This is a genomic window from Shewanella sp. MF08487, assembly GCF_050848685.1.
Taxonomy (GTDB): Bacteria; Pseudomonadota; Gammaproteobacteria; order Enterobacterales; family Shewanellaceae; genus Shewanella; species Shewanella glacialipiscicola.
Genome location: NZ_JBOZPB010000001.1, coordinates 19,885 through 35,016, shown reverse-complemented (window position 1 = coordinate 35,016; position 15,132 = coordinate 19,885). Strand labels below are relative to the sequence as shown.

The following is a 15,132-nucleotide window of genomic DNA, read 5'->3' as shown; positions in this document are numbered from 1 at the left end:
TCCGTTTGTATAAACAACATATAGAATGCAGGGTTAAACATCTTTACTGTAAATCTTGGCGATGAATTAACCCATTGAAGTATTAAATCTGATCTGTGGTTGTGATGGCTTGTGGCTGGGCGATGTAATAGCCTTGCAATCCATCGACGAGCATTTTCTCGAGCGTCAGCTTTTCTTCTTGGCGCTCAACACTGGTGGCGATAACGCGAATACCTATGCGCCTTGCGACGTCTACCATCATACGAACAAAGAACTTATTATTGCTATCCTCATCAATATTCGAGGTGTAGCTGCCATCAAGTTTAATGTAGTCAGGGCGCACTTCACTGAAGAATTTGAAAGAGGTAAAGCTCATGCCAAAGCGTTCAATCGACACCCGTGAACCAACACTGTGTACCTCGCGGACAAATTTATAACTCGCCCCTAAGTTTGATTGCATGCCGGACTCATTAATCTCAAATACTAAGCGTGATGCTATGTGCTTTTGTTGATTTAACATATCTTTTAGCCAAGCGATAAACAGATCTTGGTGGGCTGAAAACGCACTGATATTAATGCCGAAATTACCCGAAATAGCCGGGTTATCGTTAAGCATTTTTAATGCGCTGATCACCACTAATTTATCTAATTCAGTACTCATACCATGGCGTTCGGCCATTGCAATGACGGTAGTGGTGGGTAAAAACTTACCTTCACTGTTGTAAAAGCGTGCCAGTAGCTCTCGATAAACTTCAACATTGGTACGACAGGGTTGAATCGGTTGCTGGTAGAATTTCAATGCCCGTCGAGTGATTAAATCATTGATGGTCATTTTCCAGCGGTCATCGCCAAACTGCTCATTACTATTAAGTTTTTCTAGAATATGAAAACTATTTGGCCCCAATGTCTGGGCGATGCTGACAGCAGTATCCGCGATGGTTAATAAATTGACCGCATCGGTGCCTTGTTGATAAGGGACTAGACCGATATGAGCGACCGATTCTGACTCAGTTACTTGCACATATTCATCGAGATAACTTTTTAATAGCTCTAAAAACTTAGGCGCATCTTTAAGCATGACGTCAGGAATAAATACTGTAAAATCAGCACTTGATACTCGAAAACACTCGGCATCAGGATATTTACTGCAGGCTTTACGGATGCAGGCTGCGACTTTTACCAAATAATCGTCACCTGCTGTACGCCCCTTTTTTTGATTAATTTGCGCAAGCTCTGTTGCCTTAACCATTGCCATTACGCCCAATTGGGGCATATCGGGATTGCTAATGGTTTCTAGCTTTTGGGTAAAGCGTTGGCGAGTAGCAAAACCTGTAACAGTGTCTTGATAAGCCGTTTTATGTAGCTTTTCGTTTTCTTGATTGAGTTTATCTATTTGTGTTTTGAGTTGAGTTCTGCACTCTTCAAGTGATACTGCAATGGGTTTTAGTTCACCAGAGAGTTTGGATGATGCGACTGCCGAAAAACTTAGGTCGGGTATTTTTGAAATATAATCAGCAGCATAACGTATCGCAACCTTCTGCTTGGACATTAAAATAATAAACGCAGCGAGCAACAGTAGGTAACTGGCTATCAGTATGATACCGAATGATGACGTATTGCTTATCGCAATCTCTATGGCTTGATTGGTACTGAGTTTGACCTGTAAACGACCCGTCGCTAATTTTTGTGTATGGCTGAGGTCAATTAAAAATAGGTTCGAAAAAGGGGGGGCATCTTGGTTGTCTAAACTGCCTTCAGTGTAATTTTGTGAGCCATCGGTGTCATCCACATACTGAAAAAACTGGAACGGGTAATGTTCTGCGAGTTTTTTAAACAGTTCTGCGCCATTACCTTGCCATTGTTGATATTGGGTTAAACTGGTTTTAAAGCTAGCAAGCTGTTGCTGCTGCTGAAGCTGCAATTGGTTATTTTCGCTCTGGTACACCCAAGCAAAGAGACCTAAAAAGATAATTAGTAAAAGAATGGGATATGATTTTGATATGGTCATAATAATCCGTTGTAGATTTAGATGATTTTGAACCGAGCAAGTTTAAGCTAAGAGTGCTTAAGTCGCTATCTGTATGAAAAACCGTGAGCAAAAAATCATCGATTTGTTTAATTTTCAGTAATGAGTGTAACTGTATTTAAACAAAAACAAAATGATAGGTAATGTAGGTAAGGTTTAGATATTTAAAATACGCGAAAGCGGGGGAATGGTATGGAGCTATAAATGGCTCCCCTGACTGGACTCGAACCAGTGACATACGGATTAACAGTCCGCCGTTCTACCAACTGAACTACAGGGGAATTGAGTGCGATATCGTTATCGACTTTTTATCTATAGACACACATCTTTAAAATGGCTCCCCAGACTGGACTTGAACCAGTGACATACGGATTAACAGTCCGCCGTTCTACCGACTGAACTACTGGGGAATCGAAAATGCGATATTACTATCGTTCCTTACTATTTCATCTTACTTTAAAATGGCTCCCCTGACTGGACTCGAACCAGTGACATACGGATTAACAGTCCGCCGTTCTACCAACTGAACTACAGGGGAATGACTTTAAAGTATTAATGACAATTTTATTTAAGTGGCTCCCCTGACTGGACTCGAACCAGTGACATACGGATTAACAGTCCGCCGTTCTACCAACTGAACTACAGGGGAATTGTGCTTAAATCAAATTGTAATTGTTGTACCCAACGATATATAAATTGGCTCCCCTGACTGGACTCGAACCAGTGACATACGGATTAACAGTCCGCCGTTCTACCAACTGAACTACAGGGGAATCGTTTCACAAAGTCATAATGACTCGTTGAGAACGGAGCGCATAGTAAAACGACCCGTTGTACGAGTCAACTCGAGTTACCAAAAAAAGTGTAATTATGCTGTTAAGTGCTCATCTAATGTGCATCATGGCGCAGAATTCGACGTTTCGGTGTAAAAAATGCTTAACAATTCGGGATATAGCCTAAGTGATTTTAAAGTTTTGCTTTTCTTTTTCTATAAAATTTAAATAGCTAGCTAAAAAGTAAGCTCGGTAGCAGCATAAGTTGAATAATCATTTAAGCCCGTTAATTAGACAGGGTTAGCAAGAGTTTACATATTGAGAGTGAGGCAACTCATATCAGGGCAAGGGTGTTTGGCTAAAGGTGTTTTGGATTATTACTATCAATACTCTAAGAATAGCCCGCTAGCAGATTGACGTTAGCGATCGAACATAATTTAAGGACTTCTCTTAACACTTAAAATCCGCACATGACGATGTCATTCTTTAGTACGACCCTGCTATCGCAGTTAATTCTCGCTCGCTTTTATGATTACCACGCCATTAATCCCCGTTAATCATTCTTGCGACTGACCAGCCAATGTGTCGAAAATGAAATCGATAAAAGTAAGCACGTTTATCAAATGTAATTAAATTACCAAATGTTGAACCGCTGTGATTGGTGAGCATGATAGCCTCCAATCCCGCGTGGTTTATAGGTTATTTCGACTTATCAACAAAATCTGTGGATAACCCTGTGAGTTGTCTTAATAAACGGGCGGCAAAGCCTTGGGGGATGGGCTACGGACTTAAAATGCACTATTTTGGGGTTTTAAATTAAACCTCTTATTTTTCAATTAAATAGTAAAAGCAAGCGCTTTTAATTGTCGGTCTAAATAAGGTTGCAGTTTTGTAATCAAACAAAATACCTTTCTTGTGTATTAAATTGGTATTTTTGCTCAGTTTATGCGTGTTTTATGGGCAAAGTCAGCAGAAAATTACTTCGACACAAACTTTCAGATTTTCTCCGCTTATTTATTATTTTACAGTATTGTGGTGCGTCTTTCGTCGTCAACACTCTATTCTCATCAAGTCATATAATGACTGGAGCTTAGTGAGTGACTTGATTAGAATAGGGCGACTCATTAAAAGGATATGTGCGCGTGTCAAAATCTGTTTTTCAGCTTGAATCGGAATTCGCCCCCGCAGGCGACCAACCTACCGCTATCGCCAAATTAGTCGACGGCCTCGAGGCGGGTCTGGCTTGCCAAACGTTACTCGGCGTAACCGGCTCAGGTAAAACCTTCACGATTGCCAATGTGATCCAACAGTTAGGCCGCCCCACGATTATCATGGCGCCCAATAAAACCTTGGCAGCACAGCTCTATGGCGAGATGAAAGAGTTCTTTCCCCATAATGCGGTCGAGTATTTTGTTTCTTACTACGATTACTATCAACCAGAAGCCTATGTGCCTGCGTCAAATACCTTTATCGAAAAGGACGCTTCGGTTAATGCTCACATTGAGCAGATGCGCTTATCCGCCACTAAAGCCCTGTTAGAGCGTAAAGATGTGGTATTGATTGCCTCTGTGTCGGCTATTTATGGCTTGGGCGATCCCGACTCCTATTTGAAAATGTTACTGCATCTACGCCAAGGCGATGTGATGGGCCAACGGGATATTTTAATCCGCCTCAGTGAGTTGCAATATAAACGTAATGATATTGAGTTGCAGCGCGGTACTTATCGAGTACGCGGTGAAGTGATTGATATTTTTCCCGCCGATTCTGAGCGTAATGCCATTCGTATTGAGCTATTTGACGATGAGATTGAGCGCTTAAGTGAATTTGATCCACTTACCGGCCATATTATTAAACGTATTGCTCGTACCACGGTTTACCCTAAAACTCACTATGTGACGCCGCGGGAAAAAATCATCGCAGCTACTGAGTTTATTAAAGAAGAACTGCGTGAGCGTAAGCAGTATCTACTTGATAATAATAAGTTGATTGAAGCGCAGCGTATCCATGAGCGAGTGCAATACGATGTAGAAATGATGGTGGAGTTGGGTTACTGCTCAGGCATTGAAAACTACTCACGTTATTTATCTGGCCGTGCTCCGGGCGAAGGGCCGCCAACGTTACTCGATTATTTACCCGCTGATGGTTTGCTTATCATCGATGAGTCCCATGTCACTGTGCCGCAAATTGGCGCTATGTACAAAGGTGACCGATCACGTAAAACCACGCTTGTGGAATACGGTTTCAGGTTGCCGTCAGCATTAGATAATCGTCCGCTCAAGTTCGAAGAGTTCGAGCAATTGATGCCGCAAACCATTTATGTGTCGGCAACGCCCAGTGTCTATGAGCTTGAAAAGAGTCAAGGCGAGATTGCTGAGCAAGTGGTACGGCCAACGGGTTTACTCGATCCAGAACTAGAAGTGCGTCCGGTTGGCACACAAGTAGATGATTTACTATCTGAAATTGCTAAGCGAGTTGCCGTCAATGAGCGGGTGCTAGTGACAACATTGACCAAACGTATGTCGGAAGATTTAACCGAATACTTAGATGAGCACGGCGTTAAAGTGCGTTATCTGCATTCGGATATCGACACCGTTGAGCGAGTTGAAATTATCCGTGATTTACGGCTTGGCAAGTTTGATGTGCTGGTCGGCATCAACTTATTGCGTGAAGGCTTAGACATGCCAGAAGTCTCTCTGGTGTGTATTTTAGACGCCGATAAAGAAGGCTTTTTACGCTCAGAACGCTCGCTTATTCAAACCATTGGCCGCGCGGCACGTAACGTCAACGGTAAAGCAATCCTCTATGCCGATCGCATCACTAATTCAATGGAAAAAGCGATTGGTGAAACGAACCGACGTCGAGAACGTCAGCGCGCGCACAATCTAAAACTTGGCATCACGCCTAAGGGCGTGGTTAAACGTATTACTGATGTGATGGACGTGGATGATGGCCGCAACAGTAAGGCGGTCTATGGCAAAGTGGCAGAGTCTACATCCCAATACCACAAAGCCGATGCGACGGAATTGAGCCATCAAATCGATGTGCTCGAAAAGAAAATGCACGATCACGCGCGTAATTTAGAGTTTGAACAAGCGGCGGCGATGCGTGATGAAGTAAAACATCTGCGGGATCTGTTGATTAGAGCGTAGATTTATTTTTACGTTAACTATTTAAGACGTTGGCCATTAAAAAAGCCGTCTAGCATTTAATGCTACGACGGCTTTTAAATATCAGTTATCGGTTGAATAGGGTTAAGTCGCGACTTTTGAACGATTAAGTTTAAGAGTAATAAACACAACTAAAGCGCAAATCAACCCACAGATTAAGCCGACTAAATGTGCTTCGGTTGCCACGCGCGCGCCTATCATGGCGGTGACGTCACTGCTCGCACCATAAAGCTGTTCGTGGCCGACTTTAAGAATAACGCCAACTAGTAGCACATACCCAGAACGCAGCTTGCGTACAATATCCTGCACAGCGCCATAGGCGAATAAGCCATGCAACATGCCGCTTAAGCCGACATAGCCGAGCAATTGTGGATAACCCACATATAAGCCTATGCCTTCAAATAAACAGAGAATAAAAAATAGCGCACTTAAACCTTTGAGGTGATAGTGAAAATGGTGCAAAAACAGCACTACCCATAACCCAGCTAGATTCATCAAAAGATGCCATTGATTCGTGTGCAGCAAATTACCACTGGCTAAGCGCCACCATTCACCGTCATTAATAGCACTGCGTTGATAGGCGAGTACATTGTCGATAGCAGAGCTTGTTAAACCTACGAGGTATAAGCCAGCGCAAATTAGACTTATAACCAGAGCGAGCCAATAGGGACTACGTGTCATGCTTGGGGCTCAAAAGCGTTAAGCTCAGCCATCACTGCGGTTTTATTTTGCAGATAGTCCTCTAATCCACGTTTACGTAGATGACAAGCCGGGCAATCACCACAACCATCGCCAATGATGCCGTTATAGCAAGTGAGCGTGTGATGACGCACTAAATCAAGTTGCTGATACTTATCCGCCATCGCCCAGGTTTGCGCTTTGTTGAGCCACATTAATGGTGTGATGATCTTAAGTTGTTTATCCATGCCTTGAACTAAAGCACTTTCCATCGCTTTGACAAAATCATTGCGACAATCTGGGTAGCCAGAAAAATCGGTTTCACACACACCTGTGATTATCGCCTCAGCCCCCAATTGATAAGCATAAATGCCCGCAAGCGTTAAAAACAAAATATTACGGCCGGGTACAAAAGTATTGGGCAGCCCATTGTCCATTAACTCGTGTGAAACAGTTATCGCATCACGGGTGAGGGCCGAAATCGCCAACTCATTCAACACGGTAACATCCATGACTTTGTGACTGGTGATTTTCAAATGTTCCGCTAAGGATTTAGCGACTTCAATTTCTTCGCGGTGACGTTGGCCATAGTCAAAGGTGATGCCGTGTACTTCATCGTACTGAGTTAGGGCTTGAATAAGGCAGGTTGTCGAATCTTGCCCGCCACTGAAGACTACCACTGCTTTTGACATTAACTTTTTTGACTCTGAATTTATTGACATAAAGAATTTCACTTGACCGTAGAGCACACATAAATAGGCCGTTAGTGTAACTCAGGCCATAGAGCTTGCCCACTCTGTGAGTTAACCCGAAATAGATTTATTAGGCGTAAAAACTTGCAGCACAAGTTAAAATCCACTATAAATGCCGCCCCATAAAAGTGGAATGCCCGTATGAATTATCCTGTCAACGAAGTATTTGAAACCATTCAAGGTGAAGGTGTCTTTACCGGAGTGCCCGCTATATTTGTTCGCCTACAAGGTTGTCCCGTGGGATGTGCTTGGTGCGATACTAAACAGACATGGGATGTACTTGAAGCCAATAAAGTTGAACCAGCGCAAGTCATTACCGTAGATGGCACTATTGGTCGCTGGGCTGAACATACCGCCCAAAGCCTGATTGCCGCTTTTAATGCCAAGGGTTTTACTGCGCGCCATGTCGTGATCACTGGCGGCGAGCCTTGCATGTACGATTTACGTGATTTAACCCAAACCCTCCATAGCCAAGGTTTTGCTACTCAAATTGAAACCAGTGGCACTTTCGAGGTGTTGTGCGCCGATGACACTTGGGTAACTGTGTCACCCAAGGTGAATATGAAGGGCGGTTATAAAGTATTAACGCATGCATTGAACCGTGCCAATGAGATTAAGCATCCTATTGCCACTGAGAATCATATTGTTGAACTGGATAATTTACTGCAAGACATCGATATTTCAGCTAAAACTATTTGTCTGCAACCGATAAGCCAAAAGCCCAGAGCGACCGAACTGGCGATGAAGGTGTGTATTGCCCGTAATTGGCGTTTATCAATTCAAACTCATAAATATTTGAATATTGATTAATGCCAATAGGTTAATATATCAGTCATAAAAAATGCCTCACTCAACGTGGGGCATTTTTTATGGTTGATATTTAGCGATGAGCTTTTAGTCCAATAGCACTAAGACAAGGCGAAAAATCGAACACATTTAATCAAGCTCACCTAACTGTCCTAAATGATTGAATGCTGTAAGTTGGCGCTCGTAAGGCGCGATATCACCGATATTAGCTGCAATCCAATCTGTATCGTAATAGGTATCAAGGTAACGCTCGCCAGAGTCGCAAATCAAGGTCACGATTGAGCCTTGTTCTCCACGCGCTTGCATTTGCACGGCAAGTTGTAATGCGCCGTAGAGGTTAGTTCCGGTCGATGCGCCCGTTTTGCGGCCAATCAGTTGCGCTAACCAGTGAATCGTCGCTACCGACGCTGCGTCGGGGATTTGCAGCATAGTATCGACCACGCCAGGGATAAACGATGGTTCGACTCTTGGTCTACCAATACCCTCAATCTTACTGCCATTACAACAGGTCAGGTTGGCATCGCCGTTATGATAAAAATCAAAGAATACTGAGTTTTGTGGATCGACCACGCAGAGCTGCGTCGCTAAACGTTGATAGCGAATATAGCGGCCTATAGTCGCCGATGTGCCGCCAGTGCCGGGGCTCATCACAATCCAACGTGGAATAGTGTGAGGCTCACGCTCCATTTGATTAAAAATGGAATTGGCTATGTTGTTATTACCGCGCCAGTCGGTTGCGCGCTCGGCGTAGGTGAATTGATCCATGTAATGGCCGCCCAGCTCTGCGGCGAGGCGTGCAGATTCGGCATAAATCTCACTGGAATGGTCGACAAAATGACATTGTCCGCCATAGAAAGTGATCTGCTCAATCTTCTTTTTAGCGGTACTTTTGGGCATTACCGCAATAAAGGGTAATCCGAGTAAGCGGGCAAAATAGGCTTCAGAGATTGCAGTGCTGCCCGATGAAGATTCAATAATCGGCGTGCCTTGCTTAATCCAGCCGTTGCACAGGGCATAAAGGAAGAGTGAGCGGGCGAGGCGGTGTTTTAAACTACCAGTAGGATGTGTACTTTCATCTTTCAGGTAAATATCAATACCATCGAGCATAGGCAATTCAAGCTTAATCAAGTGGGTATCGGCGCTGCGCTGAAAATCTGCTTCAATTTTACCTATTGCATGGGCTTCCCATGTTGGGCATAGAACATGAGCACTGTGTGAGCGTATGTGTGGTTGTAGTGGCATCGTGTTGATTATCTCTGTCACATCGAAAGGAATCATGTTTAGAGCATATCACAGCGACTGGCAAAGCGGTTTTCTTGAATTAGGGTATTAAAACGGAAACATAAAGGAGATTTATAAAAGAGAAGGAAGACTAATAAAGAGGCAATACAGAAGGATAAATATTAGAAGTGCAAGAAATGGTGGAGGGAGAAGGATTCGAACCTTCGAAGGCTGAGCCGTCAGATTTACAGTCTGATCCCTTTGGCCACTCGGGAACCCCTCCACATACGTTCTTTTAACTTACTAATTACGAATTGATATAAACCGCATCAATTACATGACGTTATTTATATCAATATCCGCATTATTCTAAACATTGGCCTAGTTTAGAAGCTTGAAAACAATTATCGCGTTAGAGATAAAGATGGTGGAGGGAGAAGGATTCGAACCTTCGAAGGCTGAGCCGTCAGATTTACAGTCTGATCCCTTTGGCCACTCGGGAACCCCTCCACAAATACCTTTAACGCTTTTGTAAAACTCTACATTATTTTAAAAAATAACAACATTATACATACTACAGTGCAAATGGTGGAGGGAGAAGGATTCGAACCTTCGAAGGCTGAGCCGTCAGATTTACAGTCTGATCCCTTTGGCCACTCGGGAACCCCTCCTCAATTGCGGCCGCCATAGTAGTCAGAAACCTTTTGTATGTAAATAGCCAATGTAAAAATTTCCCTAAAGTTATGTGCCAAATGGTCGATTAACTAACAACGAATTGTTTTGACGATGTTTTTTTATGCAAATTGATGTTCCTTTAGTCAACGAAGCCCAAATTGGCACCCGCTTAAACGCGGCGATAGAAAACGACAGACGGGGCGAATTCGCCTTGTTGCTGTCGTTACTGTCGGTTGACGCTCGGGACATGGCGCAATTCCAATGGCAAAATGAACTCGATATGGCGCAAAAATTACAGCGTCAATTTGAATTACCACCGCAGCAAGCCTTAATGGCGGATTTATCCTCCGTTGAACCTGTGGTTGATAATAGCAGTATTTTTATGGCGCAGGGCCCGCGCGCTTTTCAATTACAGCAAGCATTGCGCCCTGAAGCCTTAGTGATCCGTGGCGGTGAGTCTGTGGCTATGGCCGAAGCGCTTAGTAATTGCGACCCTATCACCCAACTAAGGCAAAGGGGCCAATTGATGTCACCTAAAGTCGACATCATGCATTTTGCTGATCAATTGGCGATACAGCGTAATCTGATTCCCTTACAGGCTTTGGCATAACAATCTTAGCTCAATGCTCTAGCACTAACTTGTGTGCCTATTTAAGCATTCAACTTATTATTGTGTTTTATTTCAGTAGATAAGCGTGAGCTAAAGCAAACTCTTATCCTACTAAATTGCCTATAATCGGTTCCTAAAGAGTTAAACACTAACGGACATATTTCAGTTATGCCGTTATTGAGTCGCTATATTGATAAGGAATTAAAGATGAAAGGCATAATAGAAGCGCAGAATCCTGCAGTGAATGATACTTGTACCGATTGTGGTAGTTTTGTTGATATCGGTGCAGTGATTGATGAGCACGATACGTTATTAACCTTAAAATTTACAGGTGATAGTGCGCAAGCCGATGCAAATGAGATGGCTGCGCGTGCGCAAGCACGTTTTGCTGAGGTGCAAACGCAATACGTGATTAAGACAACAGGGGTGGATCTACTACTGACTTTTGGCGTTAGCGCCGAGAAAATGATTTTTCAATTAGAGAATGGTCTGTAATATTTGTAGTTAATTTTTAGTCGGTTACACAATATTTTTAATAGTACTACATGACAGTTAATTATTTAAAAATACTGCAGTTGTAAATTAATAATAATCAATTGTGCTGCATATTGCTGTACTTGTTATGGATGGTGTAATCTGCTCCAAATAAAAATTATTCTCATAGCCATTTTTAAATTACAGATCAATTTGCTAAGGCACAGATCTTTAGCCCAACACGAAGTTTTGTAGGGATCCAGCGTGAAGCGACGTCAGCATCAGCATCTATTGGAGTCTTTGGTACAGTCAACTGCAAAACAGCAGGGCGATTTTACTAAGACGGCAGAGTTAACCACAGAGTTGTTATGTCAGAATGTAACGGTTTCTTTGGTGTCAGTGTGGACGTTTTCATCGGATCAACAAACTCAGTCACTTGAAGCACAATTTGGTTCTATGATGTTGCAAGATATTCATCGACCTAAACGACTACAAGATTGTCCCCGCTATCTGCATGAGCTGCAAACCCATCGCTATATTGATGCAGGTAATACTGTTATCGATCCACGTTTAAGCGAGCTGGCGAATGATTATTTTATCCCTCGGCAAATTCACTCCAGTCTTGAGGTCGGCATTCGAATCAACGGTCACCTCGAAGGTGTGCTTTGTTTAGAGCGCGCACAAGTGACTCCCCATTGGCACGATAGTGAAATTCATCTCGCTTGTCAGATGGCCGATCAATTAGCACTGACATTAGCCATAAAACACAGCTACGAGAAAGAAGAAAGCTTGAGCTTATTTCGCTGTGCGGCCGAGCAATCAAAGCAAATCAGTATGTTAGTAAATTTGCATACTGAAAAAGTCGAGTATGTTAATCAGGCTCACAGTGATATTACAGGTATTCCCCGTGAACAAATTATCGGCGCGAATCTGCGTGAATTATCCTTTTTCAAGCAACACGGTGAATTAGCTGAACAGTCCCTAGCACAGATTTTTAAGGGCGAAATCGTCAACGGTGAGGTGCAATTTCAGCGTGCCGATGGCAGTCATTATTGGATCCAATATGTGTTAAGCCAGTTTATTACTGAGCGGGGTAATCATTATGCTTTGGTGTCAAGTGTCGAAAATACTGGCGAGCATAACTATCGTTCTGAGCTTGAACGACTCGCGTGGCGCTGTGGATTAACCGGTTTGTATAACCGCACTCATTTTAATCGCGTGCTTGAGCGAACCACACAGGGCGTGTTGCTATTCGTCGATCTGCTGGGCTTTAAACGTTTTAACGATACCTATGGTCATGATAATGGCGATAGTCTATTGATTGAAATTGCCCACCGTATAAGGCATTTTCCTGAGTTTAATAAGGCTATTGAAATTGCCCGAGTGGGTAGCGATGAATTTGCTGTGCTGCTCACTGAAAGTAATGATTTAGACTATTTTAGCCATCGCCTATACCAGCATCTATCTATGCCTATTTTAATTGGTCGAGAGCAAATAGAACCCAAGCCTGCACTTGCTATCGTTGATATTGCTTCGGTTGTGGGCACATTTTCACCGTTAACCTGTGCCGATATTGCAGTGCAGTATGCTAAAAAGAAAAAAGGCAATGCAATTCAAGTATTCAATAATGCTTTGTTGAACGAATTTAAAGAAGATGCACAAATAGAACGTGATTTGCACAGTGCAATCAGTGGTCGACAATTTGAGCTGTATTATCAACCTTTAAGGGACTTAGAACAGAATACCTATATTGGCGCTGAAGCATTAATCCGTTGGCATCATCCTAAAAGAGGTGTGTTATTTCCCGCCTCATTTATCAATATTGCAGAACAATCGGGCGTGATTAATGCGATTGGCAGTTGGGTTTTGGAAGCGGCATGTCGGCAATTAAATCTGTGGCAACATCATAATGCCGATATGACAATGCATGTGAATGTGTCAGCTCGTCAGTTCTTTAGTGGCAATCTATTTGAACAGGTGTGGCAGCTATTGATCCGATATCGATTAAAGCCTAAAACGTTGATTTTGGAGATTACTGAAACAGAATTAATGGGGGATGTGCGCCATGCCACACTGTTATGCCAAGAACTGGCAGAATTGGGCGTAGGGTTAGCCATTGACGATTTTGGTACGGGTTATAGCTCTATGCGTTATCTTAAACAGTTTCCCATCAGTAAACTTAAAATAGATCGCTCATTTGTTTCAGATTTAACCGTTAGCCGCGAAAGTCGTGAAATCGTTTCAGCGATTATTGCGATGGCGAATGCATTGAATATTTCATTGACGGCAGAAGGGGTTGAAACGGTTGAACAAGAAGCGTTTTTAGCGAAAAAGGGTTGTCATCAGGCGCAGGGGTATTTATATAGCCCTGCATTGCGAGAACCTGAATTCGCACAGTTTTTATTGTTGGCCCAAAATCCAGTATTAATAGCGCATTAGAATTGCTTTTTACGTTATGTATTGCTTACTTATCAAAGTCTAAACCCTACTGAGGCTACTTATTCCTACCTATACGCTAAGCACATGCCGATAGTGTTCGTTACACAGATATTATTAATAATGCGGCATAGCCAATGTGACTGGTGTGAGTCCTAAGCACGGTAGTGATTTCTCATCAAACACGGATTATCTGACATCTAATCATAAGTCTGCTTTCAAACAGCATTGTTTAAATTTTTTACCGCTATGGCAAACGCAAGGATCATTTCTACCGGGTAATTTAGCCGTCATTTGTTGGCCTTGGCTGTAATACCAGCGGCCAGCTTGGTAGATAAATTCTGAGCGCTCATAAATCGCATCAATTTCACCTCCGAGCTTATACCAAGCTTTAAACGTCACTGTGCCATGTGTTTGTTGAGTGATTGACGGACTTTCAGCTTGAGTCCTGTGGGCTGTATTTTGATGATTATCGAGCACTTCTAGTCCAAGCCAATATGGCTGAGGGCCAGTATTGAGGCTCGCGAGCGTCAGGCCATTTAAGTAGTCAGGGTGATGTGTTTTTAAAATGTAATCAAAATTTTTCAATGCAAATGCGCTGTAACGTGAGCGCATAAGTTGCAAAGGAGTATTGGCAATGATTTGCCCGTCATCCACATGTCTATGTAGAGGCTCACAACAGTTCTGATAGTTTAGACCACTACCACAAGGGCAAGTATTTGGTGTTTTATTCATATTGGCATACTACGGTAAGATTTCATTTGATTCTAATGAGTTAGAATATAGCGATGCTAAATCCTAGGGCAATTTTTTGACAGAGGGTAAAGGAGGGAACTGACGTCCATAATATAAGTTAGGCACAGGTTTCGCATTCAGATAATAGCTCGGTTCTGCTCGATTACTTGTATCTAAAGTCACTTTCCATTGTGTTGCTGAGACTTTTTCAGTGCCAATAGCAAATTTACCTGCAAATTCACTCACAGGTTCGCCTGTTTCTTGTGCAGGATAGAATCTCACTAAGTAATAGCCAGTATCGATAGCCCCATTACCCCATATTTTACGTTTGGTAACACGAAAATCTATGTCAATACTTGCTTTCTTTTTGCGGATTTTATCGAAAAACTTTTGATAAATTGCCGCAATGTTGTCCCTGCCATAATAAATTTCCTTATTCTGACTTTCTGAAAGATAACTCGCATCATCAGTGTAAATCTCGCGGGTGACTTCAGACGATAATTGATTAAATGCACCAATAAACAAGGGATAATTAGCATTAATCAACTGTTCGACAGAAGAGGTGGTTTGTGTTGTAGCTTGATTAGCGTCGCTTGGCAGCGACAATAGACACATTAGCAAGAGTGGCAACAATTTCATCACGTTATTCTAATTCTAGCAATCATGGCGTTACTATAATGGAGCCGTCCTCTGAACTAAAGCCTTGAATGTTTACAAAGTGTGTTCGGCATAAAAAATTACAAGGAGCTTTTACCTACAACTTCGCGTTGGAACGAAGAGCTTGGATAGGTTTGGCTAT

General features: G+C 42.7%; 11 protein-coding genes and 8 tRNA genes. 5 read left to right on the top strand and 14 right to left on the bottom strand.

The features are described 5' to 3' along the window. Positions 1-82: 82 nt before the first annotated feature. The 6 genes from ACRN9H_RS00180 to ACRN9H_RS00155 form a co-directional block, all read right to left on the bottom strand. Entirely contained in the window at positions 83-1,987 is a 1,905-nt protein-coding gene (locus tag ACRN9H_RS00180) for a bifunctional diguanylate cyclase/phosphodiesterase (RefSeq protein ID WP_432311943.1), read from the bottom strand. A gap of 223 nt (positions 1,988-2,210) precedes the next feature. Continuing rightward, a tRNA-Asn gene (locus tag ACRN9H_RS00175) sits at positions 2,211-2,286 on the bottom strand. A gap of 53 nt (positions 2,287-2,339) precedes the next feature. Then, positions 2,340-2,415, bottom strand: a tRNA-Asn gene (locus ACRN9H_RS00170). A gap of 52 nt (positions 2,416-2,467) precedes the next feature. Continuing rightward, a tRNA-Asn gene (locus tag ACRN9H_RS00165) sits at positions 2,468-2,543 on the bottom strand. Between the two features lie 35 nt (positions 2,544-2,578). Continuing rightward, a tRNA-Asn gene (locus ACRN9H_RS00160) sits at positions 2,579-2,654 on the bottom strand. Positions 2,655-2,702: 48 nt separating this feature from the next. After that, positions 2,703-2,778, bottom strand: a tRNA-Asn gene (locus ACRN9H_RS00155). A gap of 1,142 nt (positions 2,779-3,920) precedes the next feature. Between ACRN9H_RS00155 and uvrB the strand changes: the two genes are divergently transcribed. Next, a complete protein-coding gene (uvrB, locus tag ACRN9H_RS00150) occupies positions 3,921-5,927 on the top strand; it encodes an excinuclease ABC subunit UvrB (RefSeq protein WP_432311942.1) in 2,007 nt (668 codons plus the stop codon). Between the two features lie 102 nt (positions 5,928-6,029). Here uvrB and rrtA read toward each other — a convergent pair whose 3' ends face one another. Both rrtA and queC read right to left on the bottom strand, forming a co-directional pair. Continuing rightward, the gene (rrtA, locus tag ACRN9H_RS00145) at positions 6,030-6,626 is read right to left on the bottom strand and encodes a rhombosortase (protein ID WP_432311941.1); all 597 of its coding nucleotides are present in this window, start codon (positions 6,624-6,626) and stop codon (positions 6,030-6,032) included. Beyond that, the gene (queC, locus tag ACRN9H_RS00140; RefSeq protein ID WP_432311940.1) at positions 6,623-7,345 is read right to left on the bottom strand and encodes a 7-cyano-7-deazaguanine synthase QueC; all 723 of its coding nucleotides are present in this window, start codon (positions 7,343-7,345) and stop codon (positions 6,623-6,625) included. Before queC ends, rrtA begins: the two co-directional genes overlap by 4 nt. Before the next feature lie 171 nt (positions 7,346-7,516). On the opposite strand from queC, the gene queE reads away from it, so the two are divergent. Continuing rightward, the gene (gene queE, locus ACRN9H_RS00135) at positions 7,517-8,185 is read left to right on the top strand and encodes a 7-carboxy-7-deazaguanine synthase QueE (RefSeq protein WP_432311939.1); all 669 of its coding nucleotides are present in this window, start codon (positions 7,517-7,519) and stop codon (positions 8,183-8,185) included. Between the two features lie 126 nt (positions 8,186-8,311). Here queE and ACRN9H_RS00130 read toward each other — a convergent pair whose 3' ends face one another. The 4 genes from ACRN9H_RS00130 to ACRN9H_RS00115 form a co-directional block, all read right to left on the bottom strand. Beyond that, positions 8,312-9,460, bottom strand: coding sequence for a PLP-dependent cysteine synthase family protein (locus ACRN9H_RS00130; protein ID WP_432311938.1), 1,149 nt, complete (start codon positions 9,458-9,460; stop codon positions 8,312-8,314). 141 nt (positions 9,461-9,601) lie between these two features. Further along, positions 9,602-9,686 (bottom strand) — tRNA-Tyr (locus ACRN9H_RS00125). Between the two features lie 142 nt (positions 9,687-9,828). Beyond that, positions 9,829-9,913, bottom strand: a tRNA-Tyr gene (locus tag ACRN9H_RS00120). Between the two features lie 76 nt (positions 9,914-9,989). After that, a tRNA-Tyr gene (locus ACRN9H_RS00115) sits at positions 9,990-10,074 on the bottom strand. A gap of 125 nt (positions 10,075-10,199) precedes the next feature. Between ACRN9H_RS00115 and ACRN9H_RS00110 the strand changes: the two genes are divergently transcribed. The 3 genes from ACRN9H_RS00110 (at position 10,200) to ACRN9H_RS00100 (ending at position 13,601) form a co-directional block, all read left to right on the top strand. Beyond that, positions 10,200-10,688, top strand: a complete 489-nt coding sequence (locus tag ACRN9H_RS00110) for a VC2046/SO_2500 family protein (protein WP_432311937.1) — start codon at positions 10,200-10,202, stop codon at positions 10,686-10,688. Between the two features lie 207 nt (positions 10,689-10,895). Beyond that, on the top strand, positions 10,896-11,183 hold the full coding sequence (locus ACRN9H_RS00105; RefSeq protein WP_432311936.1) for a DUF406 family protein: 288 nt from the start codon (positions 10,896-10,898) through the stop codon (positions 11,181-11,183). Between the two features lie 243 nt (positions 11,184-11,426). Next, complete coding sequence (locus tag ACRN9H_RS00100) at positions 11,427-13,601, top strand: sensor domain-containing phosphodiesterase (protein ID WP_432311935.1); 2,175 nt, start codon at positions 11,427-11,429, stop codon at positions 13,599-13,601. A 201-nt stretch (positions 13,602-13,802) separates the two neighbouring features. On the opposite strand, the gene ACRN9H_RS00095 is transcribed toward ACRN9H_RS00100, so the two are convergent. Both ACRN9H_RS00095 and ACRN9H_RS00090 read right to left on the bottom strand, forming a co-directional pair. Beyond that, positions 13,803-14,333: a YchJ family protein gene (locus ACRN9H_RS00095; protein ID WP_432311934.1), complete on the bottom strand. Its 531-nt coding sequence runs from the start codon at positions 14,331-14,333 to the stop codon at positions 13,803-13,805. 63 nt (positions 14,334-14,396) lie between these two features. Continuing rightward, complete coding sequence (locus tag ACRN9H_RS00090; RefSeq protein WP_432311933.1) at positions 14,397-14,972, bottom strand: DUF4440 domain-containing protein; 576 nt, start codon at positions 14,970-14,972, stop codon at positions 14,397-14,399. Between the last annotated feature and the right edge of the window lie 160 nt (positions 14,973-15,132).

What these genes read in the sequence shown, in the direction of transcription:
- ACRN9H_RS00095 (WP_432311934.1), bottom strand. Translation starts at nt 14,333, where the DNA reads ATGAATAAAACACCAAATACTTGCCCTTGTGGTAGTGGTCTAAACTAT.
- ACRN9H_RS00105 (WP_432311936.1), top strand. Translation starts at nt 10,896, where the DNA reads ATGAAAGGCATAATAGAAGCGCAGAATCCTGCAGTGAATGATACTTGT.
- ACRN9H_RS00090 (WP_432311933.1), bottom strand. Translation starts at nt 14,972, where the DNA reads ATGAAATTGTTGCCACTCTTGCTAATGTGTCTATTGTCGCTGCCAAGC.
- queC (WP_432311940.1), bottom strand. Translation starts at nt 7,345, where the DNA reads ATGTCAATAAATTCAGAGTCAAAAAAGTTAATGTCAAAAGCAGTGGTA.
- rrtA (WP_432311941.1), bottom strand. Translation starts at nt 6,626, where the DNA reads ATGACACGTAGTCCCTATTGGCTCGCTCTGGTTATAAGTCTAATTTGC.
- queE (WP_432311939.1), top strand. Translation starts at nt 7,517, where the DNA reads ATGAATTATCCTGTCAACGAAGTATTTGAAACCATTCAAGGTGAAGGT.
- ACRN9H_RS00180 (WP_432311943.1), bottom strand. Translation starts at nt 1,987, where the DNA reads ATGACCATATCAAAATCATATCCCATTCTTTTACTAATTATCTTTTTA.
- ACRN9H_RS00130 (WP_432311938.1), bottom strand. Translation starts at nt 9,460, where the DNA reads ATGATTCCTTTCGATGTGACAGAGATAATCAACACGATGCCACTACAA.
- ACRN9H_RS00110 (WP_432311937.1), top strand. Translation starts at nt 10,200, where the DNA reads ATGCAAATTGATGTTCCTTTAGTCAACGAAGCCCAAATTGGCACCCGC.